Source organism: Hankyongella ginsenosidimutans (assembly GCF_005144965.1).
In the GTDB taxonomy this organism is placed as follows: Bacteria; Pseudomonadota; Alphaproteobacteria; order Sphingomonadales; family Sphingomonadaceae; genus Hankyongella; species Hankyongella ginsenosidimutans.
In genome coordinates, this window is the sequence record NZ_CP039704.1 from 2,526,290 (window position 1) to 2,547,916 (window position 21,627).

Annotated in this window: 26 protein-coding genes and 8 pseudogenes; 16 read left to right on the forward strand and 18 right to left on the reverse strand. The window is 63.4% G+C overall.

Going from position 1 to position 21,627, the window contains the following annotated elements; translation table 11 throughout:
• Positions 1 to 63 precede the first annotated feature (63 nt).
• The 3 genes and pseudogenes from E6W36_RS19580 to E6W36_RS14880 all read left to right on the forward strand — a co-directional run bounded on the left by E6W36_RS19580 (position 64) and on the right by E6W36_RS14880 (position 1,579).
• Positions 64 to 387 carry a hypothetical protein gene (locus E6W36_RS19580; protein ID WP_246047778.1) on the forward strand — a complete coding sequence of 108 codons (324 nt, stop codon included), beginning with the start codon at positions 64 to 66 and terminating at the stop codon, positions 385 to 387.
• Positions 300 to 713 (forward strand): OmpW/AlkL family protein, encoded by a 414-nt coding sequence (locus tag E6W36_RS19585; RefSeq protein ID WP_246048359.1) that lies wholly within the window; start codon positions 300 to 302, stop codon positions 711 to 713. The genes E6W36_RS19580 and E6W36_RS19585 overlap by 88 nt, the downstream gene beginning before the upstream one ends.
• Positions 714 to 830: 117 nt before the next feature.
• Positions 831 to 1,579, forward strand: a pseudogene (locus tag E6W36_RS14880) (TerC family protein).
• 98 nt (positions 1,580 to 1,677) lie between these two features.
• Here E6W36_RS14880 and ccoS read toward each other — a convergent pair.
• The 12 genes and pseudogenes from ccoS to E6W36_RS14925 form a co-directional block, all read right to left on the reverse strand.
• A complete protein-coding gene (gene ccoS / locus E6W36_RS14885) occupies positions 1,678 to 1,830 on the reverse strand; it encodes a cbb3-type cytochrome oxidase assembly protein CcoS (RefSeq protein WP_222873092.1) in 153 nt (50 codons plus the stop codon).
• A gap of 79 nt (positions 1,831 to 1,909) precedes the next feature.
• Positions 1,910 to 3,046: an HAD-IC family P-type ATPase gene (locus E6W36_RS22350; protein WP_425459647.1), complete on the reverse strand. Its 1,137-nt coding sequence runs from the start codon at positions 3,044 to 3,046 to the stop codon at positions 1,910 to 1,912.
• Positions 3,047 to 3,101: 55 nt separating this feature from the next.
• A pseudogene (locus E6W36_RS23725) lies at positions 3,102 to 3,638 on the reverse strand (P-type ATPase actuator domain-containing protein); the annotation flags it as partial.
• 291 nt (positions 3,639 to 3,929) lie between these two features.
• Positions 3,930 to 4,373, reverse strand: coding sequence for a FixH family protein (locus tag E6W36_RS14895; RefSeq protein WP_281277556.1), 444 nt, complete (start codon positions 4,371 to 4,373; stop codon positions 3,930 to 3,932).
• A 34-nt stretch (positions 4,374 to 4,407) separates the two neighbouring features.
• Positions 4,408 to 4,941 (reverse strand): FixG Ig-like domain-containing protein, encoded by a 534-nt coding sequence (locus E6W36_RS14900; RefSeq protein ID WP_246047780.1) that lies wholly within the window; start codon positions 4,939 to 4,941, stop codon positions 4,408 to 4,410.
• Positions 4,942 to 4,956: 15 nt separating this feature from the next.
• Positions 4,957 to 5,199, reverse strand: a pseudogene (locus E6W36_RS23730) (4Fe-4S dicluster domain-containing protein); the annotation flags it as partial.
• Positions 5,200 to 5,524: 325 nt separating this feature from the next.
• Positions 5,525 to 6,160, reverse strand: a pseudogene (locus tag E6W36_RS23735) (c-type cytochrome); the annotation flags it as partial.
• Between the two features lie 62 nt (positions 6,161 to 6,222).
• A complete protein-coding gene (gene ccoP / locus E6W36_RS22370) occupies positions 6,223 to 6,786 on the reverse strand; it encodes a cytochrome-c oxidase, cbb3-type subunit III (protein ID WP_342776692.1) in 564 nt (187 codons plus the stop codon).
• A 5-nt stretch (positions 6,787 to 6,791) separates the two neighbouring features.
• Positions 6,792 to 6,947 carry a cbb3-type cytochrome c oxidase subunit 3 gene (locus E6W36_RS14910; RefSeq protein ID WP_222873095.1) on the reverse strand — a complete coding sequence of 52 codons (156 nt, stop codon included), beginning with the start codon at positions 6,945 to 6,947 and terminating at the stop codon, positions 6,792 to 6,794.
• 10 nt (positions 6,948 to 6,957) lie between these two features.
• Complete coding sequence (gene ccoO, locus E6W36_RS14915) at positions 6,958 to 7,686, reverse strand: cytochrome-c oxidase, cbb3-type subunit II (protein ID WP_222873096.1); 729 nt, start codon at positions 7,684 to 7,686, stop codon at positions 6,958 to 6,960.
• Between the two features lie 11 nt (positions 7,687 to 7,697).
• A pseudogene (gene ccoN, locus E6W36_RS14920) lies at positions 7,698 to 9,364 on the reverse strand (cytochrome-c oxidase, cbb3-type subunit I).
• A gap of 36 nt (positions 9,365 to 9,400) precedes the next feature.
• Positions 9,401 to 9,724 (reverse strand): hypothetical protein, encoded by a 324-nt coding sequence (locus tag E6W36_RS14925; RefSeq protein ID WP_222873097.1) that lies wholly within the window; start codon positions 9,722 to 9,724, stop codon positions 9,401 to 9,403.
• Positions 9,725 to 9,995: 271 nt separating this feature from the next.
• Between E6W36_RS14925 and E6W36_RS23740 the strand changes: the two genes are divergently transcribed.
• The 7 genes and pseudogenes from E6W36_RS23740 to E6W36_RS14950 all read left to right on the forward strand — a co-directional run bounded on the left by E6W36_RS23740 (position 9,996) and on the right by E6W36_RS14950 (position 15,738).
• The gene (locus E6W36_RS23740; RefSeq protein WP_222873098.1) at positions 9,996 to 10,658 is read left to right on the forward strand and encodes an AraC family transcriptional regulator ligand-binding domain-containing protein; all 663 of its coding nucleotides are present in this window, start codon (positions 9,996 to 9,998) and stop codon (positions 10,656 to 10,658) included.
• Complete coding sequence (locus E6W36_RS23745; RefSeq protein ID WP_222873099.1) at positions 10,636 to 10,998, forward strand: helix-turn-helix transcriptional regulator; 363 nt, start codon at positions 10,636 to 10,638, stop codon at positions 10,996 to 10,998. The genes E6W36_RS23740 and E6W36_RS23745 overlap by 23 nt, the downstream gene beginning before the upstream one ends.
• 93 nt (positions 10,999 to 11,091) lie before the next feature.
• The gene (locus tag E6W36_RS14940) at positions 11,092 to 12,018 is read left to right on the forward strand and encodes an alpha/beta fold hydrolase (protein WP_222873100.1); all 927 of its coding nucleotides are present in this window, start codon (positions 11,092 to 11,094) and stop codon (positions 12,016 to 12,018) included.
• A 62-nt stretch (positions 12,019 to 12,080) separates the two neighbouring features.
• Positions 12,081 to 12,467 (forward strand): annotated as a pseudogene (locus E6W36_RS22375) (TonB-dependent receptor plug domain-containing protein); the annotation flags it as partial.
• Positions 12,468 to 13,270: 803 nt separating this feature from the next.
• On the forward strand, positions 13,271 to 13,702 hold the full coding sequence (locus E6W36_RS22380) for a TonB-dependent receptor domain-containing protein (protein WP_342776895.1): 432 nt from the start codon (positions 13,271 to 13,273) through the stop codon (positions 13,700 to 13,702).
• Between the two features lie 83 nt (positions 13,703 to 13,785).
• Positions 13,786 to 14,376, forward strand: a complete 591-nt coding sequence (locus E6W36_RS22385; protein WP_342776693.1) for a TonB-dependent receptor domain-containing protein — start codon at positions 13,786 to 13,788, stop codon at positions 14,374 to 14,376.
• Between the two features lie 153 nt (positions 14,377 to 14,529).
• Positions 14,530 to 15,738 (forward strand): annotated as a pseudogene (locus E6W36_RS14950) (spinster family MFS transporter).
• A 140-nt stretch (positions 15,739 to 15,878) separates the two neighbouring features.
• On the opposite strand, the gene E6W36_RS14955 reads toward E6W36_RS14950, so the two are convergent.
• A complete protein-coding gene (locus E6W36_RS14955) occupies positions 15,879 to 16,190 on the reverse strand; it encodes a hypothetical protein (RefSeq protein WP_222873101.1) in 312 nt (103 codons plus the stop codon).
• Between the two features lie 243 nt (positions 16,191 to 16,433).
• On the opposite strand from E6W36_RS14955, the gene E6W36_RS23750 reads away from it, so the two are divergent.
• From E6W36_RS23750 to E6W36_RS14975, 6 genes are read left to right on the forward strand one after another with little or no spacing between them, the layout of a single operon-like run.
• Entirely contained in the window at positions 16,434 to 16,562 is a 129-nt protein-coding gene (locus tag E6W36_RS23750) for a hypothetical protein (protein ID WP_425459648.1), read from the forward strand.
• The gene (locus E6W36_RS14960) at positions 16,544 to 17,122 is read left to right on the forward strand and encodes a phosphatidylserine decarboxylase (protein WP_425459649.1); all 579 of its coding nucleotides are present in this window, start codon (positions 16,544 to 16,546) and stop codon (positions 17,120 to 17,122) included. The genes E6W36_RS23750 and E6W36_RS14960 overlap by 19 nt, the downstream gene beginning before the upstream one ends.
• On the forward strand, positions 17,122 to 17,571 hold the full coding sequence (locus tag E6W36_RS22390; protein WP_342776694.1) for a CDP-alcohol phosphatidyltransferase family protein: 450 nt from the start codon (positions 17,122 to 17,124) through the stop codon (positions 17,569 to 17,571). Before E6W36_RS14960 ends, E6W36_RS22390 begins: the two co-directional genes overlap by 1 nt.
• Positions 17,565 to 17,900, forward strand: coding sequence for a hypothetical protein (locus E6W36_RS22395; protein ID WP_342776695.1), 336 nt, complete (start codon positions 17,565 to 17,567; stop codon positions 17,898 to 17,900). The genes E6W36_RS22390 and E6W36_RS22395 overlap by 7 nt, the downstream gene beginning before the upstream one ends.
• Positions 17,901 to 17,910: 10 nt before the next feature.
• Positions 17,911 to 18,123 (forward strand): hypothetical protein, encoded by a 213-nt coding sequence (locus E6W36_RS14970; RefSeq protein WP_222873102.1) that lies wholly within the window; start codon positions 17,911 to 17,913, stop codon positions 18,121 to 18,123.
• A 24-nt stretch (positions 18,124 to 18,147) separates the two neighbouring features.
• Entirely contained in the window at positions 18,148 to 18,579 is a 432-nt protein-coding gene (locus E6W36_RS14975; RefSeq protein ID WP_222873103.1) for an NUDIX domain-containing protein, read from the forward strand.
• Here the strand turns inward: E6W36_RS14975 and E6W36_RS23755 are convergent.
• The 5 genes and pseudogenes from E6W36_RS23755 to E6W36_RS14995 form a co-directional block, all read right to left on the reverse strand.
• The gene (locus tag E6W36_RS23755) at positions 18,543 to 18,914 is read right to left on the reverse strand and encodes an FtsX-like permease family protein (RefSeq protein WP_425459650.1); all 372 of its coding nucleotides are present in this window, start codon (positions 18,912 to 18,914) and stop codon (positions 18,543 to 18,545) included. The two genes, E6W36_RS14975 and E6W36_RS23755, sit on opposite strands and share 37 nt — an antisense overlap.
• A 157-nt stretch (positions 18,915 to 19,071) precedes the next feature.
• Positions 19,072 to 19,443: pseudogene (locus tag E6W36_RS23760) on the reverse strand (ABC transporter permease); the annotation flags it as partial.
• Positions 19,440 to 19,688, reverse strand: coding sequence for a hypothetical protein (locus tag E6W36_RS14985; RefSeq protein WP_222873105.1), 249 nt, complete (start codon positions 19,686 to 19,688; stop codon positions 19,440 to 19,442). The pseudogene E6W36_RS23760 and the gene E6W36_RS14985, both read right to left, overlap by 4 nt.
• Positions 19,689 to 19,768: 80 nt before the next feature.
• On the reverse strand, positions 19,769 to 20,926 hold the full coding sequence (locus tag E6W36_RS14990) for an ABC transporter permease (protein ID WP_222873106.1): 1,158 nt from the start codon (positions 20,924 to 20,926) through the stop codon (positions 19,769 to 19,771).
• Positions 20,923 to 21,618, reverse strand: coding sequence for an ABC transporter ATP-binding protein (locus E6W36_RS14995; RefSeq protein WP_222873107.1), 696 nt, complete (start codon positions 21,616 to 21,618; stop codon positions 20,923 to 20,925). Before E6W36_RS14995 ends, E6W36_RS14990 begins: the two co-directional genes overlap by 4 nt.
• Positions 21,619 to 21,627 lie beyond the last annotated feature (9 nt).

Consider the following 21,627-nt stretch of genomic DNA (forward strand, 5'->3'; position numbering starts at 1 on the left):
TCAAAATCTCCCCGGCTTGGCGCGTTATGCAGCCCCTACAATTCGTTGTCGAAGGGGACAAAAATGAAACAGTATTTTGCTGCATTCACGGCACTGGCAACTTTAGCCTTGGCGGGCGCAGCACATGCAGAAGCTGGTGACTTCCAGATTCGCCTGCGTGCTATTGGCGTATTGCCGACGGAAAGCGCCGGCGGCATCAATCCCGCACTACCAACTGCATCGGTGGGCGTTGACAATGCTTATACTGGCGAAGTGGATTTCACCTACTTTTCACCAAGCATATCGGTGCCGAACTCATTCTGGCGACGTCGAACCATGATGTTACCGGACGCGGCGCGAGCGGGATCGGCAAAATCATTGACGCCCGCGTGCTGCCGCCGACGCTGACGGTGCAGTATCATTTCAATCCAGATGGCAAGTTCCGCCCTTATCTCGGGGCCGGCGTGAACTACAGTGTCTTCTATGGCGTGGATGCGACCCAGACGCTGGTCGACGCCATCGGCCCGGTCGATGTCAGCGCCGATTCCTCGCTGGGCTGGGCGGTTCAGGGCGGCATCGACTACGCGATCGACAAACACTGGTTTGTGAACGTCGATCTGAAGTACGTCAGCCTCGACACACGTGTAACCCTGCACCAGGGTGCAACCCGCAACAGCGTCAATGTCGACCTCGACCCACTGATCGTGGGCGTGGGTGTCGGCTACCGCTTCTGAGCCCCGGGAGCCGACGGGGCGCAGAGTCGCCATTATGGAATGACCGCGACCCGTCGGCATCCTTGTCTTGCAGTTCGGTTGTCACTGTCCTAGTTCCCCGGTAACAATAGGGGCTGAATGGACGGGCTGATTACGCTGTTTTCCGATCCGGGCGCATGGGTTGCGCTGGCGACATTGATCGCCCTCGAGGTGGTGCTCGGGATCGACAACCTCATCTTCATTTCCATTCTGACCAACAAGCTGCCGGAGGATATCCGGCCGCGCGCGCCCGCATCGGGATCGGACTGGCGTTGATCCTGCGGCTGGCACTGCTGAGCCTGGTCGCCTTCATCGCGCTCCTGACCGAGCCGGTCATCACGCTGTTCGGGCAGGGTTTTTCCTGGCGTGATCTCATCCTCATCGCCGGCGGCCTGTTCCTGGTCTGGAAAGCGACGAAGGAAATCCATCACAACGTCGACCCCGTGCCGTCGCACGATGTTTTCGACACCAGCCAGGCCGGGCGCAGCTTCGCGGCGATCATCGGCCAGATCATCGCCATCGACCTGGTGTTTTCGCTCGACAGCATTATCACCGCTGTCGGCCTGACCCACCATGTGCCGATCATGGTGATTGCGGTGCTGGTCGCGGTCTCGGTGATGCTGCTGGCGTCAGGGCCGCTTGCCGACTTCGTCGCGAAAAATCCGACAGTGGTGATGCTGGCGCTGAGCTTCCTGCTGATGATCGGCATGACCCTGATCGCGGAAGGCTTCCAGGTGCATGTGGAGAAGGGCTTCGTCTATGCGGCGATGGCGTTCTCGTGCTTCGTCGAGTTCCTGAACATCCTGGCGCGCAAGAACCGCGAGCGAAAGGCCGCACCCAACGATTAGAGCGATTTCCAAGCAGATGAACTCATCTGCTGGTTAAGAAATCGCGGCAAAACAAAAACATAGAGCGGCGATCTGATTGCGTCAGATCGAAAGCCGCTCTAGGGCGCGCCCGTCACATCATCGTCGAGGAGAATGCGCTGGCTGGCGCCTTCGGGATCGTCGAACTGGCCGCTGCGCAAGGCCCAAAAAGATTGCCAGAGCACCGCCCCCATCAGCAGCGACACCGGGATGAGGATCAGCAGCCCCGTCACCGGCGCAGCCCCAGCCGCAAGGCGTTGGCGGTAACCAGGATCGACGACAGCGACATGGCCAGTGCCGCGATAAGCGGCGTTACCAGCCCGGCGACCGCAAGCGGCACGGCCAGCACATTGTAGCCGATCGCCAGGGCAAAGTTCTGGCGCACGATCCGGCCGTGCGTCCGGCGGTCTCCAGCGCCTCGACGACCGACATCAGCGCACCGTCCTGAAACACGATGTCGGCGGCGGTCTGCGCGAGATCGGTGGCGGAGCCCGGTGACATGGCGACATGCGCCGTGCGCAGCGCTGCGGCGTCGTTCAGGCCATCCCCGACCATCAGGACCCGATGCCCATCCCGCTCGAGCTGCGCGAGGTGCGCCTGCTTGTCGAGTGGCGTAGCGCCCGCGTGAACTTGCTCGATCCCGGCTTCAGCCGCCGCTGCCACCACGGCTTCCGGGCGGTCGCCGGACAGCAGCGCGACCGCGTAGCCACGGGATTGCAGCACGCGGATGGCCTCACGCGCATCGGGCCGCGGGCGGTCCTGGAACAGGAAAAGGCGCGGAGGCTGGTCGTCGCCACCGAACGCCAGCGCCGGGCCTGGGTGGTCCGGCATGGGCGCGCCGACCCAGTCCGGCCGGCCGAGCCGGTAGCGCCGGCCGCCGATATCGCCCTCGACGCCGCACCCCGGCACCTCAAGGATAGCCGTTGCCGCCGGCAGATGCTCGGGCGCGCTGCCCGCCAGCGCCCGCGACAAAGGGTGCCGGCTGTGCACGGCCAGGGCTGCGGCCAGGGCATGAACCTCGGGGCAGGGCTGGCTCACCAGCGTCAGCGCGCCGGTCGTCAGGGTGCCGGTTTTGTCGAACACCACGGTATCGACGGCGGCGAGGCGCTCCAGTGCATCGCCGGACTTGACGATGACGCCGCGCCGCATCAGCCGCCCGACGGCCGCCACCTGGGCGGCAGGAACCGCAAGCCCGAGCGCACAGGGGCAGGTGATGATGAGCACCGCGACTGCCGCCATGAGCGCGGGATGCCAAGGCTGCCCGGCCAGTATCCAGCCGGCGAAGGTGAGCGCGGCGCCGAGATGGACCACCGGCGTATAGAGCCGCGCGACCCGGTCCGCGAGGCGAACCAGTCCGGCGCGGCCCTGCTCCGCCTGTTCCATCAGGCGTACCAGTTCGGCAAGCAGGCTCCGGGATGCCGGGCGCAGCGCCTCGACGACCAGGGGCACTCAGATTGACGACGCCTGATGACAATTCGTCCCCAGGTGCTACGGCTTGCGGCGCGCTCTCGCCGGTCACCAGCGCGGTATCGACGTCACTGACGCCGGAGAGCACCCGTGCATCGACACCCAGGCTCTCACCGGCCGCCAGCGCCAGCGCCATGCCGGGCGTCACCGCATCGATCGCCAGCCATTCCCGGCCGCCGTCCGCCCGGATGACCTGCGCTTTCAGCGCCTGCGCTTTCAGCAGCGCCTGTGCCGCCGAGAAGGCGCGGGCGCGCAGCCGGTGATCGAACACACGCCCGACCAGCAGGAAAAACAGCAGCATGACGGCGGCGTCGAAATAGGCGTAATGCCCGCCGCGCACGGTCTGGAACAGGCTGGCACCGGTGGTCAGCAGCACGCCGACCGAGATCGGCACATCCATATTCGTACTGCGGCGGCGCAGAGCCCGCCAGGCGGACCGGAAGAACGGCTGGCCGGCATAGGCGATGGCGGGTATGGCGACCAGGGCCGACAGCCAGTGAAACAGGGCGCGGGTCGCGGCATCCATGTCCGAGCCGGACCAGATGGCGATCGAGAACAGCATGACGTTCATCATGGCGAAGCCGGCGACGCCAAGCGCCTGCACCAGCCGTTTGCCCTCCTGCGCGGTCAGATCGCCGGTCTGGGCGTTCCGGTACGGTCGGGCATCGAAGCCGACCGCCGCCAGCGCCGACAGGCAGGATTCTTCGCTAAGCTCCGCCTCGCTGTCGATACGGACCCGGCGCGTCGACAAGTTGGCGCGGGCCGCCAGCACGCCCGCGCCGTGCGCAAGGCCCGCTCGACCTTGCTCAGGCAGCCCGCGCAATGCATGCCGGGCACCACAAGCTCAAGGGTGGTCATGGCGTGATCAGCAAGTCCTGGGCGATGCGGGCATGCGCACTGCCTTCGCGCGCGCTGACCGCCAGGCTCCAGCGCCCCAGGCCGGCAATGTCACCTGTGCCAGGTAGCGCCCCGCGCCGAGCGGCGTAAATGCGATTGGCGTATCAAGCGCGGCGTTGGTCGGGCGCTTGAGCGTGCCTTCGATCACAAGGCCGAGCACGGCGCCGCCGCGCGCGCCGGCGACGCTCAGAGTCAGCTCGACCGTCCTGCGCGCAGGGTCGGCGATCCGTGAGGTGATTTGCGTCGACCACCCAAGGGCCGCCTCGGCGCGCTGTTCGGCGAGCACCTGATTGTAATCGCGTCCTTTTCGATACGCGTCCTGCTGATCCAGCCCGTCGAAGGTCTCGATCGCCAGCGTAGTCATCAAGACATTGACGCCAATGATGACCGCGAAAACGCCAGCACCATCAATAGCACGGCGCGGCCGGTCAGGGGTTTGGCAGCGGTCATCCTTTGGGTCCCCGCATCAGCAGTTCTGCTGTAACGCTTGCACCGAATTCATCAGTCAGCACAAGACGACCAGTCGCCGCACCATCCTTGAACGCCGATTGCGCCGCCTCGGCGGGCAGGGTGACGAACAGACGGCCGGTTTCCTCCAGATCCGCCGGAACTTCGACCTTCAGTCCGTCGCGGCCGTCGTTCCAGCGCATCTGCGCGCCAGGCAAGCCCTGCAGGCTGATCGCGAAGGTGCGCGGGGATGTCTGTTTGTTGAGCACATGCACGGTATAGGTGTTGCGAATACCGCCGTCGGACAGCAGCACGTACAGCGGGTTGCGCTCCGGTTGCAGCGCCAGATCGGCGGTCGTCCTGTTGAGGAACGCCCACATCAGCACCGAGCTGACAAAGCCGATCAGGGTCATGTAAACGATGGTGCGCGTGCGCACGAACGCCAGTTTCTGCGGCAGGCCCTGCGCGCGGCGCTCCGTATTCTTGAAGCTGTCGTAGTTGATGAGCCCGCGCGGGCGACCCACCTTATCCATGATCTCGTCGCAGGCGTCGATGCATAACGCGCACTGGATGCAGGAGAGTTGCGGCCCTTCGCGGATATCCGTGCCGGTTGGGCAGACTTGGACGCAGGCCTTGCAGTCGATGCAATCGCCCTGCGGTGCAGCGTCCGGCGCTGCATGCTTGCGGATCGGGCCGCGCGGCTCGCCCCGCTCCGGCTTGTAGGAGACCAGCAGGGACTCGCTGTCGAGCAGCGCCCCTGGATACGCGGCCACGGGCACATGTAGATGCACACTTGCTCGCGCGCGAGCCCGCCGAGCAGATACGTGGTCCCGGTGAACAGGCCGATGAAGAATATGGCGCCGAGTGGGGCGGTCCCGTGCAGCAGCTGACCCAGCAGCGTCGGCGCATCGGTGAAGTAAAAATCCACGCCCCGCCGGTTGCGACCGAGATTAGCAGCCAAATGCCATGCTTGGCGATTTTCTTGCGCAGCTTGTCCAGCGACCAGCCGCCCTTGTCGAGCCGGATGCGTGCCGAGCGATCACCCTCGATCCAGCGCTCCACGTGCACGAACAGGTCGGTCCAGACTGTCTGCGGGCAAGCGTAGCCGCACCAGGCGCGCCCCACCATGGATGTGACGAGAAACAGCCCAAGGGCCGCCACCACCATCGCGCCGGCGAAGTAATACACCTCCTGCGCCCAGATTTCGGCGAAGAAGAAGTAGAAGCGCCGGGTGCCAAGGTCGAGCAGGATCGCCTGGTCCGGCGCATTCGGGCCGCGATCGAAGCGAATCCAGGGCGTGATGTAGTAGATCGCGAGCAGGACGCTCATGATCACCCACTTCAATTTACGATACGTACCCTTGACCGCTTTGGGATAGACCTTGCGGTGCTCTTCGTAGAGCCGGGTATCGTCCGTGTTGACCGGCGCGTTCATGCTCACAGCTTTCCTTGGGTCTCCGGAATTCCCGCCGCCTCGGCGGCCTGGGCGTTCGTCGGTTCCCCGCCACCCAGCGTATGGATATAGATGGCGAGTTGCTTGATCGTTACCGGATCGAGGCGTGTCTTCCACGCCGGCATGCGGCCATTGCGCGCGTTGGCGATGGTGTAGACGATATCGGCGCGCTGTTTGCCGTACAGCCAGATGGCGTCGGTAAGGTTCGGGCGCCGAACTCGCGGTTCCCTTACCGGTCTCGCCATGGCAGGCGACGCATTGCTCGGCGAAAATTGCCGCGCCGCGCTGTGCGCCTGCCATGTTGTGTTTCTGTCTCGACAGCGACAGCACATAGTCCGTCACATCCTCGATCTGTGCCGTGCTCAGCACGCCGTCTTTCCGAATGCCGGCATGGCGCTGACGCGCGTGTCCGCATCCTGATCCCAGCGGATGCCGTGCAGCAGGGTGGTATGAATATCCTCCACCTTGCCGCCCCAGAGCCAGTCGTCATCGTTGAGGTTCGGGAAGCCCTTGCCGCCCTGTGCGCCGGTGCCGTGGCAGGGTGCGCAATTTTCCTTGAAGGCGATGCGGCCGCCGGCCTGCGCGACTTCCAGCAGGTTCGGGTTTTTCTCGATCTGCTCGAAACTCTGACTGGCGATCGCATTGATAGCGTCCGCGCGCTTTGCGGCTTCGTCCTTCAGCTCCTGGGTCACGGTTGCGCGTTGCGAGTAGCCAAGCGAACCCGCTGTTGCGCGCCAGCCGTCCGGCGTGGGAATCGGCCAGGCGGGGAAGAAGAAATAATAGACGATCGAGCCTATGATCGACACATAGAAGGTATAGAGCCACCACTTCGGCAGCGGCGTATTGAGCTCTTTCAGGCCATCCCATTCGTGTCCGGTGGTCGCGCGGCCAGTAACGGTGTCGATTTCTTTCTCGTGTTCGGCCATGGCGGCTATTCCTTGTCAGACAGCATGGGAAGGTGGGCAGCACGCTCGAACTTGCGGCGGTTTCCGGGCCAGAGCGCGTAAATTACCGCGACGATGAAGCCCGCGACCAGGATCAGCAGGCCTGCCGTGGCACCGAAGGTGCGAAGACTCTCGTAGGTCATGTGCGCCTCCTTACTGCTGGACTTTGGCTTCGAGGCCGGCTGCGTTGACGTCGACCAGCGTGCCGAGCATCTGCAGATAGGCGATCAGGGCGTCCATCTCGGTCACACGGGTGGGGTCGCCGTCGAAGTCGCGCACATTCACCTTGGGATAGCGCTTGGCGAGCGCCGTGGCGTCGCCGTCGGGATCGGCCTGAAGCGCCAGATCGGCCTTGGCCTCGGCGATCATCTCCTTGCTGTAGGGCACGCCGGCCAGCCGGTTCGCATTCAGCAGGTTAACCAGGTCTTCCGTGTCGAGCGTGCGCTCGTTCAGGTAGGCGTAGTTGGGCATGATCGACTCCGGCACGACCTGCCGCGGGTCTTCCATATGCAGGCGCTGCCATTCGTCCGAGTACTTGCCGCCGACCCGCGCGAGGTCCGGGCCGGTGCGCTTTGAACCCCATTGGAATGGGTGATCGTACATGCTCTCGGCCGCCAGACTGTAGTGGCCGTAGCGATCGACCTCCGAGCGCAAAGCACGGATCATCTGGCTGTGGCAGTTGTAGCAGCCCTCGCGGACGTAGATCTGCCGGCCGACCAGCTCGAGCGGCGTGTAGGGGCGCATGCCCTCGACCTTCTCGATCGTGGTGTTGATCAGGAACAGCGGCACGATCTCGACGATCCCGCCGATCGCCACCACGATCAGGATACCCACCAGCAGGATGAACGAGTGCTTTTCAAAAATGGCGTGTGAGAACTTCATGGGGTTGATCCTTATTCAGCGGGCTGCAGGCTGGCCGGCGGCTGCATCCGGCGATCGCGCTGTTCCGCAACGCCGAGCCGCGCCGTCATCCACAGGTTGTAGGCCATGATGAGCGAGCCAACGACGAACAGCAGGCCGCCGAGCGCACGCACCAGATAGTAGGGGTGAAGCTGCGCCACGGTCTCGATGAAGGAATACTCCAGGAAGCCGAGGTTGTCGTAGGCGCGCCACAGCAATCCCTGCGTGATGCCGGCAAACCACATGGAGACCATGTAAAGAACGATACCGATGGAAGCGATCCAGAAGTGCCACTCGACCAGGCGCATGCTGTACAGTTCCTTGCGGCGGTACAGCCACGGCACCAGGCAGTAGAGTGCGCCGAACGACACGAAACCGACCCAGCCGAGCGCACCCGAGTGCACGTGGCCGATGGTCCAGTCCGTATAGTGGCTGAGCGAGTTGACCTCCTTGACCGACATCAGCGGCCCTTCGAAGGTCGACATGCCGTAGAAGGCGACCGACGTGAACAGGAAGCGGATGACCGGGTCGGTGCGCAGCTTGTCCCAGGCACCGGACAGGGTCATCAGGCCGTTGATCATCCCGCCCCAGGACGGCATCCAGAGCATTATAGAGAAGGTCATACCCAGCGTCTGCGCCCAATCCGGCAACGCGGTGAAGTGCAGGTGGTGCGGCCCTGCCCAGATATAGAGGAAAATCAGCGCCCAGAAGTGGATGATCGACAGGCGGTAGGAGTAAACCGGCCGCTCCGCGCGCTTGGGCACGAAATAATACATGATGGCGAGGAAGCCGGCGGTCAGGAAGAAACCGACCGCATTATGGCCGTACCACCACTGGATCATGGCGTCCTGCACCCCGGACCACAGGATGACCGAGTGCGGACTGTAGAGCGACAGCGGGATCGCGGCGTTGTTGACCAGGTGCAGCATGGCGATGGTCACGATGAACGCCAGGTAGAACCAGTTGGCGACGTAGATGTGCGGTTCCTTGCGCTTCAGGATCGTGCCGAGGAACACCAGCAGATAGACGACCCAGACGATCGTCAGCCACAGATCGACATACCATTCCGGCTCGGCATATTCCTTGGACTGGGTGACCCCATGACGTAGCCGGTCGCCGCCAGCACGATGAACAGTTGATAGCCCCAGAACACGAACCAAGGCGCCAGACGCCCGGCCAGCCGCGCCTGGCAGGTTCGCTGAACGACGTAGAACGACGTCATCAGCAGCACATTGCCACCAAAGGCAAAGATCACGGCGCTGGTGTGCAGCGGTCGAAGGCGGCCGAAGGTGGTGGCCGGGATGTCCAGGCTGAAGGTCGGAAAGGCGAGCTGGATCGCGATGACCAGGCCGACCAGGAACCCGACCACGCCCCAGAATGTCGAGGCCCACACCCCGGCGCGCACGATCGCTTCATTGTAGTTCGGCGTGCCGTCAGCGTTCACCTGCGGGACGGTGATGCCTTTAGCTGGGATATAGAAGGTCGCCGCATAGCAGAACAGCGCGATCAGCAGCATGTGGAACTGCATGACGGCGGCACTTGCGTTGCCGGCGATCCAGAGCGCGAACAGCCCTGCCACCCCGGCGACCACTGTGGCCAGCGTGGACGACGCGGGGAAAGCGCCGGGCTTGGGATGGGTGAGGGTAGGCAAGGTCTGCATGGGGCCCCGGTTTATGGTATTGCGTTGTCTGTGGTCTCAAAGAGCGGCGTACGCCTTGATGTGGGTCAAGCGCGTGCGTGCCGCGAGCCAGGCCATTGCCGCGCCGCCGCTTGCGCCAACCAGCGCGCAGTGCGGGCAAATCTGCGCCGCCAGCGCTTCGATGCCGTTCAGCGCCGCCCCGGTTTGCGGATCGATCAGCAGTATCGCGCGCCCATGGGCGGTGCACAGGCTGACCATCAGGGCGTCAGGCGCATAGCCGCAGGCAAGCGCGCAGGCGGCAACGCTCAACAGCACGCCAAGCCCCGCTGCCAGGCTGATTGACAATGGATCGATGTGTATCTTCGACTGCGCGAACGGCATGGGCGACTCTCGCTTATGGTGTCACATCGGGAACGGATAGAGGTAACGAAGAAACGCGGATTGATTCAGATCAAATCCACCAAGGATGCTGCGCCGCGTGCGCTCAATGCGCAACACTATAAAACAACAATCGCAGGACGTGGATTTTCGCGTCGATTGCATGGTGAATCCCAAGCCGCGATATTACCATGGGTATCATGCTGGATAGCACACGCATCGCCCCCAGGTTTACGTGGCACATCTCACGCCTTTTGCGGCGATGTTGCGCGCGATGGGTCACGACAGCCGCCAGGCGCTTGACTCCTGCGGCTTGCCGGCGGACTTGTTTCAAGCGCCCGGTACGGCGCAAGCACCGCTATCTGCATATTTCCGGCTCTGTGAATATGTCTGCGTGCGCGCTGGCGACGAGACGCTGCGGGTTTCGCAGCGGCCGTTGCTGGTCGGAGCGTCCGATCTGGTGCAGGCACGCCTGCACGACTGCCGAACCGTCGAGCAGGCACTGAACGCGGTCGCCACTGTTTACAACATCCTCCACGGAAGCAAATATAACCTCGTCCAGCGCCGGGCCGGGCAAATCGCCTATATCATCGATGATAGCGGTTTCCCCTACGCCCCCGGCCACGACGCGCAGTTCGTGATGTTCACGCTCGAATGCCTTCTGGTGCTGTTGCATGTGATCCTTGCGTCCATGGCGGAGGCCCCACTTGCACCCCATGCGCTCAGAACGCGCCGCCCACCCGCGCAGGGGCATCAGCCGCATCTGGACTATTGGGGCACCGATCCGCTATGCAGCGGATTCCTATGCGGTTTTCTACTCCGCGTCCGCTGCAGCGATTCCCATCGATGCCGGCCACAGCGCCATCCTGTCCGCCCGCACGGTCTACGGCGGCGTCGCGCGGGCGCTGGAGCACATGGCGCCGCCGGAACCGGGTGAGCGCAGCGTCGCGCAGAAGGTTCTGGCGCTCATGGGGCAAGGGGCTGCGGCCCAGGAAGAGGTCGCCCAGCTTCTGGGCTGCAGCGTCGCCACGCTCAGGCGCCGCTTGACGGAGGAGAATACCAGCTATCGCGACCTGCGCGCCGAGCATCTCAATATGGCCGCGCGCCGTATGCTGGCCGAGGGCATGAGCCTTGCCGACACCGCGGACGCCCTGGGTTTTCGGATGCACGCAGCTTCGCGCGGGCCTTCCATGCCTGGAACGAGATCACACCGCACCAGTATCGCGAGACGCTCAGCCCCGTTCCATCAAATTTTTGAGCGAAATTGTCCTGACTGACTTGCGCGCTCGCGTCATCGACGCCGCCCGGGGCGTGTTAAAATAGCTGAAAAATAAGCATTGGAAGCAACTGCTATCGTTGGGGAGTAACGCGTGAAAAACGCCCTGCTGGCGGTTTTGATTGGCGCCTGCATTTCACAGATGGCAACCGACCGCGCTTTTGCCGCAGAGGAACTTGCCGTAGCGGCCCAAAGCGCTGCGTTCAGCGAGCAGTTCCTGGATGTCGCCGGTGCCCGTGTGCGTGTGCGGACGGAGGGTCCGGCGGATGCTCCGCTGCTGGTGATGGTGCATGGCTTCACCTTCAGTCTGGAAAGCTGGGACGCCTGGGCGGCCGACCTGCGCCAGGATTACCGCATCGTCCGCTACGATCTGCTCGGTCATGGGCTAAGCGGCCCGGATCCGCAGCAGCGCTATTCGCCGGACGAACGCGTGGCGTTCCACCACCTGTTGATGCAACAGCTTGGTATCAAGCACGCAACGCTGATCGGAAACAGTTTCGGCGGGCTTTTGGCGTGGCGCTATGCGGTCGCCCATCCGGAAGCGGTCGAGCGGCTGATCCTGGTCGACGCGGCCGCCTATTCGATCAACGGCGTCACCGATAAGCCGGTGCCGGTGCCGGACTTCATGCGCGCTTACCTGACGAGCGTGCCGGAGGCTGGTCTGCGTGCATCGCTTGCGCGGGTCTATTCTGACATCAGCCGCCTGACGCCTGATCGTTTCGACACGATCCGGAAGATGATGACCCAGCCGGGTAACGGTGATGCGCTGATCGGGCATCTGGAGAAATTCACGCTGCCGGACCCGGAAGCGGACCTTGAAAAGATCGCTGTTCCGACCCTCATCCTGTGGGGTGACAAGGATGCTGTGATCCCGGTCGAGCAGGCGCACCGCATGGCGGCCGCCATCAAGGGTTCGCAGTTGCAAGTCTACGAGAATGTCGGCCACGCGCCGCAAGAAGAAGCGCCGGAACGCACACTGCCTGACGTGCGCGCGTTCCTCGCGACCACCGCACAAAAATAGCCCTTGGGGAGAACGACATGACAAACACCCATAAACTCGCCTGCCTGCTGTCCGGCGTCGCCATGCTGGCGCTTTCCGGCCCTGTCGCACAGGCGCAGACTGCACCGGATCAGGCATCTGCGAGCAGCGATACTGAGCTGGACACCATCATCGTTTCCGCGCGCCGGCGTGACGAGCAGTTGCTGGACGTGCCGATCGCCGTGACCGCCTACTCGGGCGATGCGCTGCTGAACGCCGGCATCCGCGACATCACCAGCATCTCCGAGACCACGCCGAACCTGACGCTGGAAGTCTCCCGCGGCACCAACAGCACGATCACTGCTTTCATCCGCGGCGTCGGCCAGCAGGACCCGGTTGCCGGCTTCGAAGCCGGGGTGGGCATCTATATCGACGATGTGTATCTGAACCGGCCGCAGGCCTCGGTGCTCGACGTGTACGAGCTTGAACGCATCGAGGTTCTACGCGGTCCGCAGGGCACGCTCTATGGCCGCAACACCATAGGCGGCGCGGTCAAATATGTCACCAAGCGCCTCTCCAACGAGTTCGAGGCTGGCATCCGCACCAACATCGGCACCTACGGTCAGATCGATGTCGTCGGCAACGCCAGCGCGCCGCTCACCAGTTGGCTGCGCATCGGCGGCGCCGTGGCGACCCTTAACCGCAAGGGCTATGGCGAGAACATCAACCTCGGGATCGAGAATTACGACAAGGATGTGATCGCCGGGCGCATCTCGCTGGAAGCCGACCCGATCGACGGCCTGTTCATCCGCCTGACCGGCGATATTGTCGACGACAGTTCCAACCCGCGCAACGGCGCCCGCCTGATCCCTGGCCAGCTCACCGGCGCGCCGGTTCTGCCGAGCGCCTATGACACCCGGGCCGGACTCAACAGTCCCGAGCAGCACGTCAACGCCAAGGGCGCATCGTTCCTGGTCGAATATCAGGCGACCGACGCGATCAAGCTGCGCAACATTCTCGCCTATCGCCAGGACAATACGACCACGCCGATCGACTTCGACAGCCTGCCGTCCGCCGACGTCGACGTTCCTACGATCTACCGCAACCGCCAGACTTCGGAGGAATTCCAGCTTCTTTATGAAAGCGACAGCCTTTCGGGGTTGGTCGGTTTCTATTACCTCGACGCCAACGCCTTCAACGTCTTCGATGTGATCCTGGCGAACACGGGGCTCTGCTTGGACTTCCGGGCCTCAACGCCAATACGCTTGGCGATGTCGACACCAAGACCTGGTCGATCTTCTTTGATGCGACCTATGATTTCCTGGAGCAGTTCTCGCTCTCGGTCGGCGGCCGCTTCACCAACGACCGCCGGGACTCGCGCATCCTGCGACGCACCTTCATTGGCGGGGCGAGCCCGGATCTGGGCGGGACCGGCACGCAGATCGCTGTGACCTCCGATTTCGACGGATCGCGCACCTTCAAGGACTTCACGCCGCGCGCCTCGCTCGCCTGGAAGCCCAACAACGATCACAACATCTACTTCTCGTTCTCACAGGGCTTCAAGGGCGGCGGCTTCGACCCGCGCGGCCAGACCACTGCGACGCCGGACTTCAACCGCGATGGCGTGCGCTCGGCGGACGAAATTTTCGAATTCCTGTCGTTCGACCCGGAGCAGGTGACGACCTACGAAATCGGCTGGAAAGCCTCGCTGTTTGATCGGCGCTGACGCTAGCGCTGGCTGGCTTCCGCTCGAACTACAGCGATGTTCAGATTCCTGGCTCCGTCGGTTTCGACAGCAACGGCGACGGCGTGAACGACAGCTTCGTCGGCATCACCTCCAACGCCGGCCGTGCCCGCCTCTACGGGGTCGAGCTTGAGGGCAACGCCAAGCTCGCGCGTGACTTCGCGGGCGCTGACACCAAGGCGGACCTGAGTTGGACCCTCGGCTACATCGATGCCGAATATCAGGAGTTCATCGACGCATTCGGTAACGACGTTGCCGACCAACGTACGTTCCAGAATACGCCGAAGTGGACCGCAAGTTCGACTTTGACGCTGGCGACGCCGCTCAAGCTGCTGAGCGATGGTGACCTGTCGCTGGCGAACACGGTCTCCTATCGTAGCAGCACCAGCCAGTTCGAAACACCAAACCCGTTCCTCGACCAGCCGGGCTATATTCTCTGGAACGCCAGCCTGGTCTGGACCTCGCAGAGCGGCGGCGTCTCCATCGGGCTGCATGGCCGCAACATCACCGACAAGCGTTATATTGTCGCCGGCTATAATTTCGTGAATATCAACCCGAATGGCACCTTCACACCAACGCTTGGCCGGGAAGGCGTGATAACCGCCTTCTATGGCGACCCGCGCACGATTACCGGGTCGATTGGCTTGAAGTTCTGAGGTTCTCCTCGCGGAGAAGCCGCGCGCGGCTGAGGGTAGCGCGCGGCAGCCCGCCGGCTGGACATCGGTGCACGCCGGCGGCATGAACCGCGCCACAACCTCATCAAGGATTAAGCCTGCGTGACCCAATCTGCGAGCCCGCGCTCCTACGCCATGCTGGCGATGCTGCTGCTGGTCTATATCCTCAATTTCGTCGACCGTCAGATCATCAGCATCCTTGCCGTGCCGATCCAGAAGGAACTGGCGATCAGCGATGGCAAAATGGGGCTGCTCGGCGGGCTGGCTTTCGCACTTTTCTACACGACCCTGGCGGTGCCAATCGCCCGGCTGGCGGACCGCTGGAGCCGTACCTGGATCATAACTGTCTCGCTGGGCTTATGGAGCGGCTTCACGGCGCTGTGCGGTCTGGCGACGAACTACACGCAGCTTTTCCTGTCGCGCCTCGGTGTCGGCGTTGGGGAGGCGGGTGGCGTTGCGCCGTCCTATGCCCTGATCTCGGATATATTCCCGCAAACCATGCGCGCGCGGGCGTTGGCGATCTATTCGCTCGGCATCCCGCTTGGCTCGGCGGCGGGGTTATGTTCGGGGCTGGATCGCCCAGACGTTCAACTGGCGCACCGCGTTTATCGCCATTGGGCTCCTGGGCGTTCTAGTCGCCCCGTTTTTCCGGCTGGTGGTGCGGGAGCCTGCGCGCCCCGTCCAGCTGCATGCCGACGCGCCGGGCTTTGGTGCCGTGATGACGACACTTGCCCGCAAGCCCAGCTTCTGGCTGCTGAGCTTTGGCGGCGGCATGAATTCGATGGTCGGTTATGGCCTGTTGTTCTGGCTGCCGTCGTTCCTGAAGCGCAGCCATGGGCTGGAGCTCACCCAAGTCGGCCAGTTTTACGGCATGATCCTGCTGGTTGGCGGGGTTGCCGGGGTCATGCTTGGCGGCATGCTCGGCGACCGGCTCGGACGTACGAATCGCGGCGCCTATGCCCGCGTGCCAGCGCTGGCGTTTCTGGTCGCAGCCCCCTTTACGCCCTCGCCATCATGACGCCGTCGCTGACTCTGGCCTTTGTGCTGCTGCTCCTGCCGCAGGCCTTGTCGCTGGTCTGGCTCGGGCCGGTTCTGACGGCGGTGCAGTCTCTGGTCGAGCCGCGTGCGCGTGCGACGGCGTCGGCGGCCTTCCTGCTCATCAACAACCTGATCGGCCTTGGCGTCGGCAGCGCCCTGATCGGCGCGATTTCGACGGCGATGGCGGCACGCTTTGGCGACGAGTCCCTGCGCTACGCCATTCTGATCGTGTTGAGTTTTTATCTGGTCGCCGCTGCGCTCTATGGGCTGGCCAGCAAGCGCCTTGCCCGGGACTGGGTCGATTGAGGCTGCCCGGTACTTGCAGAAGCGCTGGCGCTGGCCGGGTCTAGTGAAGGCTGGAGATCAGTGCATCCGGTGCCGAGGCACGCAAGGCCTTCGCCAGCGGACGCAGGGCGCTGGTGGCACTGAGGATCGCGGTGCAGACTTCACCCAGCAGGACGCGCAGGGTGAAGTCGTCGTCGATCCTGCGGCTGTAGCGCATCACCACATGGCCGGCGTGGATGGAGACCAAGGTCGCGCGCGCCGTTCTGGCCAAGGGTACGCAGAACATGCGTGCGCGCGGCGCTATCCTCGATTGTGAAGGGCACCGCGCCGATGACGCCGCGAACCTCCAGCATGGCGCCGGTCTCCGATGGCATGACGGCGACAGCGTAAATCTGCCCGTTGACTTCGAACCGGACAGCCAGCGGTGTGACCAGAGGCCAGTCCGCCATGCGCGCCAGCAGCGTCTCTGCCACCAGCTCGAAATTCGTCTTCAGCCGTCCATCTACTGTATGCTTGAAACATACAGCCGGCGCTTCCGGGGTCAGAGACTGTGTGGCCGCCATCTTTTTCCAACGTTTTCATCAAACGACGCGCCGACTATGGCGAGGGGAATCAAAATTTCGTTAAACGTATGCCACGGTTGAGCAATCGACGACTTTGACAGGCGCGTGCCGTGCGTTAAGATTTGCACGATGGAAACACGAAGGACCCCGATCATGACCCTGCGGGACTACATTCCGCCCGTACACCCGGAAGGGCGCAATTTCATCATCATCGCCCTCGTGATCGCGGCCGTTGGTTTCCTTGCCGGCCTGTCCGGCCTGGGATGGTTTTTCTGCTGTTAAGCGGGGCTATCGCCCTGTTTTTCCGCGATCCCGTACGCTATGCGCCGCAAGGCGAAGCTTTGGTGCTGGCGCCGGCGGACGGCGCAGTCGTGGCGATAACGCCGGCCAGGCCGCCGCTTGATGGGGCAGACGGCGCGCCACAGTGCACACGCGTCTCGATCTTCCTCAGTGTGTTCGATGTCCACGTGAATCGCGCACCAATTGCCGGCACCGTCCGGCGCATAGTGTATCGACCGGGAGCCTTCGTGAACGCGGACCTCGACAAGGCCAGCGAGGACAATGAGCGCCAGACCTACCTTATCGAGACGTCCGGCGGCGTGCGCGTCGTGTGCGTGCAGATCGCCGGGCTGATCGCGCGGCGGATCGTACGGTTCGTCAAAGAGGGCGACGCGGTGCGCGCTGGCCAGCGGATCGGACTGATTCGCTTCGGCAGTCGCATGGACGTCTATCTGCCAGAGGGTACGGCGCCAAAGGTGTGTATTGGCCAGCGGACCGTTGCAGGCGAAACCGTGATCGCCGTGCTGGGCGACGCCTCTTCCGCCAGCGCCGTCGCCGACTGATGGCGCAACCGCTTGATCCGCCGCTGCCGCTGCGGGTGTTGATCCCCAACCTGATGACGACGCTCGCGCTGTGCGTGGGGCTGAGCGGCATCCGGCTGGCGCTGGTCGGCAACTGGGACAAGGCGTTGATGGCAATCGTCCTGGCCGGCGTGCTCGACGGCCTTGACGGCTGGGTCGCGCGGCGCGTGCGCGGCACCTCCCGCTTCGGCGCCGAACTCGACTCGCTCGCCGACACGGTGTCCTTCGGCGTGGCACCGGCCTTGATCATCTATCTGTGGGCGCTGCACGAGCTGGGCGGGCTTGGGTGGGTGATCGCTCTGTCGCACGCGGTCTGCTGCGCACTGCGGCTGGCGCGGTACAACGCGCAGGCGGCCGAGGGAATGCGCCGCACACGCCGGAGGGGTTTTTCACCGGCGTCCCGGCGCCGGCGGGCGCCGGACTGGTGCTGAGCCCCGTGTTTCTCGACTTATGGCTGGGCACCCAGTTTTTCGTACCCCCTGGTCGCCGCAATCATCACCGTCGGCGTGGCCGTTCTGATGGTCTCGACCGTGCCGACCTATTCCTGGCGCGCCATCCGCTTGCGGCCAAGCTGGCGGCTGCCGCTTTTGATCGTCGCGGGCTGACGGCGGCGGCGCTGCTTACCGCACCATGGGGCACGCTGTCACTGGTGAGCCTGGCGTATCTGGCGTCCCTGCCGTTCGCCTGGCGCAGCTACCGCCGGCGCGCCGCCGCTGCGAAAACAACGCGGGAGGGGCTGCTCCTGACGCGGAGGCCATAAGGTTGCTATTTTGTTCTTAACCTTCTATACGCAGAAGCACTGTCAGGCGCTCGAGGTTCAGCGCCTCGCGGACGGCGAAGACGGCAAAGCCGGCAGCGGCGACAAAAATGTAGAAACAATAAGATGGCTCATGATTTTGCTCGCTGTTGAAAGCCCGTACCCACTTGTTCTTTATTTGTTCTTTTTGTCAAGCCTTAATGAAAATGTCATCTATGATGGGTAGTCTGGTGCCTGCGAGGGAACGCACATGCAGCATATGATAGCCCGGCCGAGTCCGCATGATGCCATGCCGCTCGCCGGTTTCGCCAGGGTCAAGCTGGCGCTGATCCGGCTCGATACGGTTCTGGTGCTCCAGAAAACAAACGGCCAATGGGACCTGCCGGGTGGCAAGGTCGAAGATGGTGAGTCGCTCGCGGACGCGCTGGTGCGCGAGGCGATCGAGGAACTCGGCGTGCGCGATCTGCCCGAGCCGCAGGCGATGGGCCAGTGGCTGCGTCAGCGGCCCGGCAGGCCGCCGGTGCTGGTGCATTTCTTCGCCAGCCCATGGCTTGACAGGCCACGCCGGTTCAAGCTGTCGGACGAGCATCGTGCGCAGCGTTGGGTCGATATTGATGTGTTGATCGGGCTCGACCTGCCGGAAGGCTATCGCCAGGCGGCGCTCAGCGCACTTGCGCGTTGATCCTCAGGCGTCGATTGCGGAAATCTTCTGGCGTGCGGCGCGCCAGGCCGGGAACAGGCCACCCAAAAGCCGACGACCATCGCAAGCACAAAGCCGTTGATGATGTTCGCGCCGGACAGCCGGAAGTCAAACACCACCTGCGAGAAACTGCCGCCGATTGTGGAGGCGGTGAGGCCATCGAAAAACAGCCAGGTGATGGCGATACCCAACAGGGCACCGAGGGCCGTCAGCACCATGGCTTCCACCATGGTGCCGACAAACGTCGAAATACTGCCGAAGCCGATGATGCGCAGGGTGCGTATTTCCCCGGCGCGCGCGGAGACCGAACTGTACATGGTGTTCAGCGCCCTGAGAGGCGCCGAGCGCCATTGCAATGCCAAGCGGCCAGCCAAGGCTTTGAATCACGCTGGACAGCCGCTTCGACTGTTCGGCATAGAATTGTTTCTCGCTCTGCGCCTCGACGTTCAGGCGCGGGTCGCTCTTGATATAATCCTGCAGGGTTTTCAGCGCCGCCGGCGACGTGAGTCGCGCACGTACCGTCTGGGCGGTATTGCCGCGCTTGAACAGGCTCTGGATCACCGGCAGGTCAGCCCAGAGCTCGGACTCGAACGCAGAACCATCCGCTTCGAACACGCCGACGACCTTCCAGGTGTTGACACCGAAACGCACGGTCTTGCCGAGCTCGAAACCACTGAATTCCTTCAGCAGGCCGCGCCCGACCACAATTTCGTTGCTGCCCGGCTTGAACAGGCGGCCCTCGATGATCGACGCATTCGCGCGCAGCGCCAGGCCGTTCGGGCCAATGCCGCGCAACGGCATGTTCGCCTTGGTGCCGGACGACTTCTTGATCGCGTCGACAATCACGTAAAGCTCGGGAGAGGCCAAGGGCTTGCCGTCGACCTTGGCGATGCCGGGGCTTCGTCCAGAACGCGCTGCTCGTCGCGCGTCACCACGCTGCTCAGTTCACCCGTTGAACCTTTGCGCAGAATCAGGGCGATATCCTCGGCCCCGGTCCCGCTCAGGGTCTTGCGAAACCCGGTGCCCATGGCGAGGAAGGCCAGCAGCACTGTCACCACCAGTGCGATGGCGACGACTGTGGAGAAGGACATCCAGAAGCGCTGGGGAGGGAGCGCAGGTTCAGGCTGCAGACGGCGGCGGTTTCCAGGTGCAGGCTCATGGGTAACGCTTCCTATTGCCGGCCGAGGGCGGTCAGGATGTTGAGGCGCATGGCGTTCATCGCCGGGATGATGCCCGTCACAAGGCCGAGCAGCAGCATGATGCCGATGGCTTGCGCCCACAGCAGCGGCGACATGCTGAGGGCCGGGAACCCGCCGCTGAGAACCGTGTTCAATGCCGCAACGGCAAAGCTTGCCACCAGCATGCCGGCCAGACCGCCGAGCAGCGCCAGGGCGGTCGACTCGCACAGCACGTGCTTGAGAATGCGTTGCGAGGGAAAGCCGAGCGTCTTCAGGACGCCGATTTCCCGGGTGCGCTCGCGGATCGCCATCACCATGGTGTTGCCGACGATCATGAGGATCGTGGCGAACGCAGCACCCACGACCAGCCCCACGATCTGGGCGATATTGCCCAGCTGCGCGACGAAGGCCTTGTTGAAGGCGGCCTCCGTCTGGGTCACGGTTTCGTCGGCGGAGTTCGCGAACAGCGTGTCGATGCGTTTTGCCACAGCGTCGTTGGCGGCCTCGGACTGGGTGGTGAGCGAGACAAAGCCGACCGAATCCTGCCCGAAGGTCACGCTTTCGTTGAAATAGTCGTAGTTGAAGTACAGGCCCTGCTCGTTGCCCTTGCCATCCGGCGAGCGGAAGATGCCGCAGATCTTGAAATCCCAGGTCTGGCCACCGCGCTTGTTGGTGTAGATGTTGGACGAGATCGGCACCTGCTGCCCGACTTTCCAGCCATAGCGTTCGGCCGCTTGCCGCCCGATGATCAAGCCGGTGCGTTCCGTGAGGAAACAGCGCTTTGCCTCGTCGGTCAGCACAATTTCCGGGTATATGGTCAGATAGGATTCCGGTTCGATGGCGAACATGCCGAACTGATTGCGCGGTTCGCGGTAATAGCCGCCGAACCAGTTGGCGTGACTGACGATCGACACGCCTTTCATCGATTTGATCTTGGTGAAATAGGCATAGGGCAGAGGCTGGGTGAAGTTGATCTTGTTGGAGACCACCAGCCGGTTCTTCGCTGCATCGGTGTCGCCGGCGTTGAAGGCGTTGAGGAACGCGACCAGTACGCCGAAGATCAGAAACGCGATGAAGATCGAGACGATCAGCAGGATCGCGCGCAGCTTCTTGCGGAACAGATTCTTGCGGATCAGCGTCCAGTCGTTCATGCCGCCAGCTCCGTTTCGACGAATTTGCCCTTGTCGAGATGCAGGATGCGCTTGGCATAGGCCGCCGCCGCCGGATCGTGGGTCACCATCACGATGGTCTTGCCCATCTCCTGGTTGAGGAGTTGCAGCATCTTCAGGATTTCATCCGCGGTGGCGCGGTCGAGGTCGCCGGTCGGCTCGTCCGCCAGCAGCAGTTGCGGATCGGAGACGATGGCGCGGGCGATCGCGACGCGCTGCTGCTGACCGCCGGAGAGTTCCTTCGGCTTGTGCTTGGCCCGGTCGCCCAGTTGCACGATATTCAGTGCGGTCTGGACATTCTCGCGGCGCTTGGCGGCCGACAGGCTGGTCAGCATCAGCGGCAGCTCGACGTTCTGCGCGGCGCTGAGCGTCGGCATCAGGTTATAGAACTGGAAGATGAAACCGACATGGCGGGCGCGCCAGGCGGCGAGTGCGCTTTCGTTGAACCTGGCGATGTTCTGGTCCTGGAAGAACAGATCGCCCGACGACGGCTGGTCGATGCCGCCGAGCATGTTGAGCAAGGTCGTCTTGCCAGAGCCGGATGGGCCCATGATGGCGATGAAATCCCCGGCCGGGATTTCCATCGAGAGATGCTGGAAAATTCCGATCGTGTCCTTACCCTTGGAGAAGGATTTCGAGACATCGGTCAGGCGGATCAACGGGGCGTGCGCCATAAATTCTCC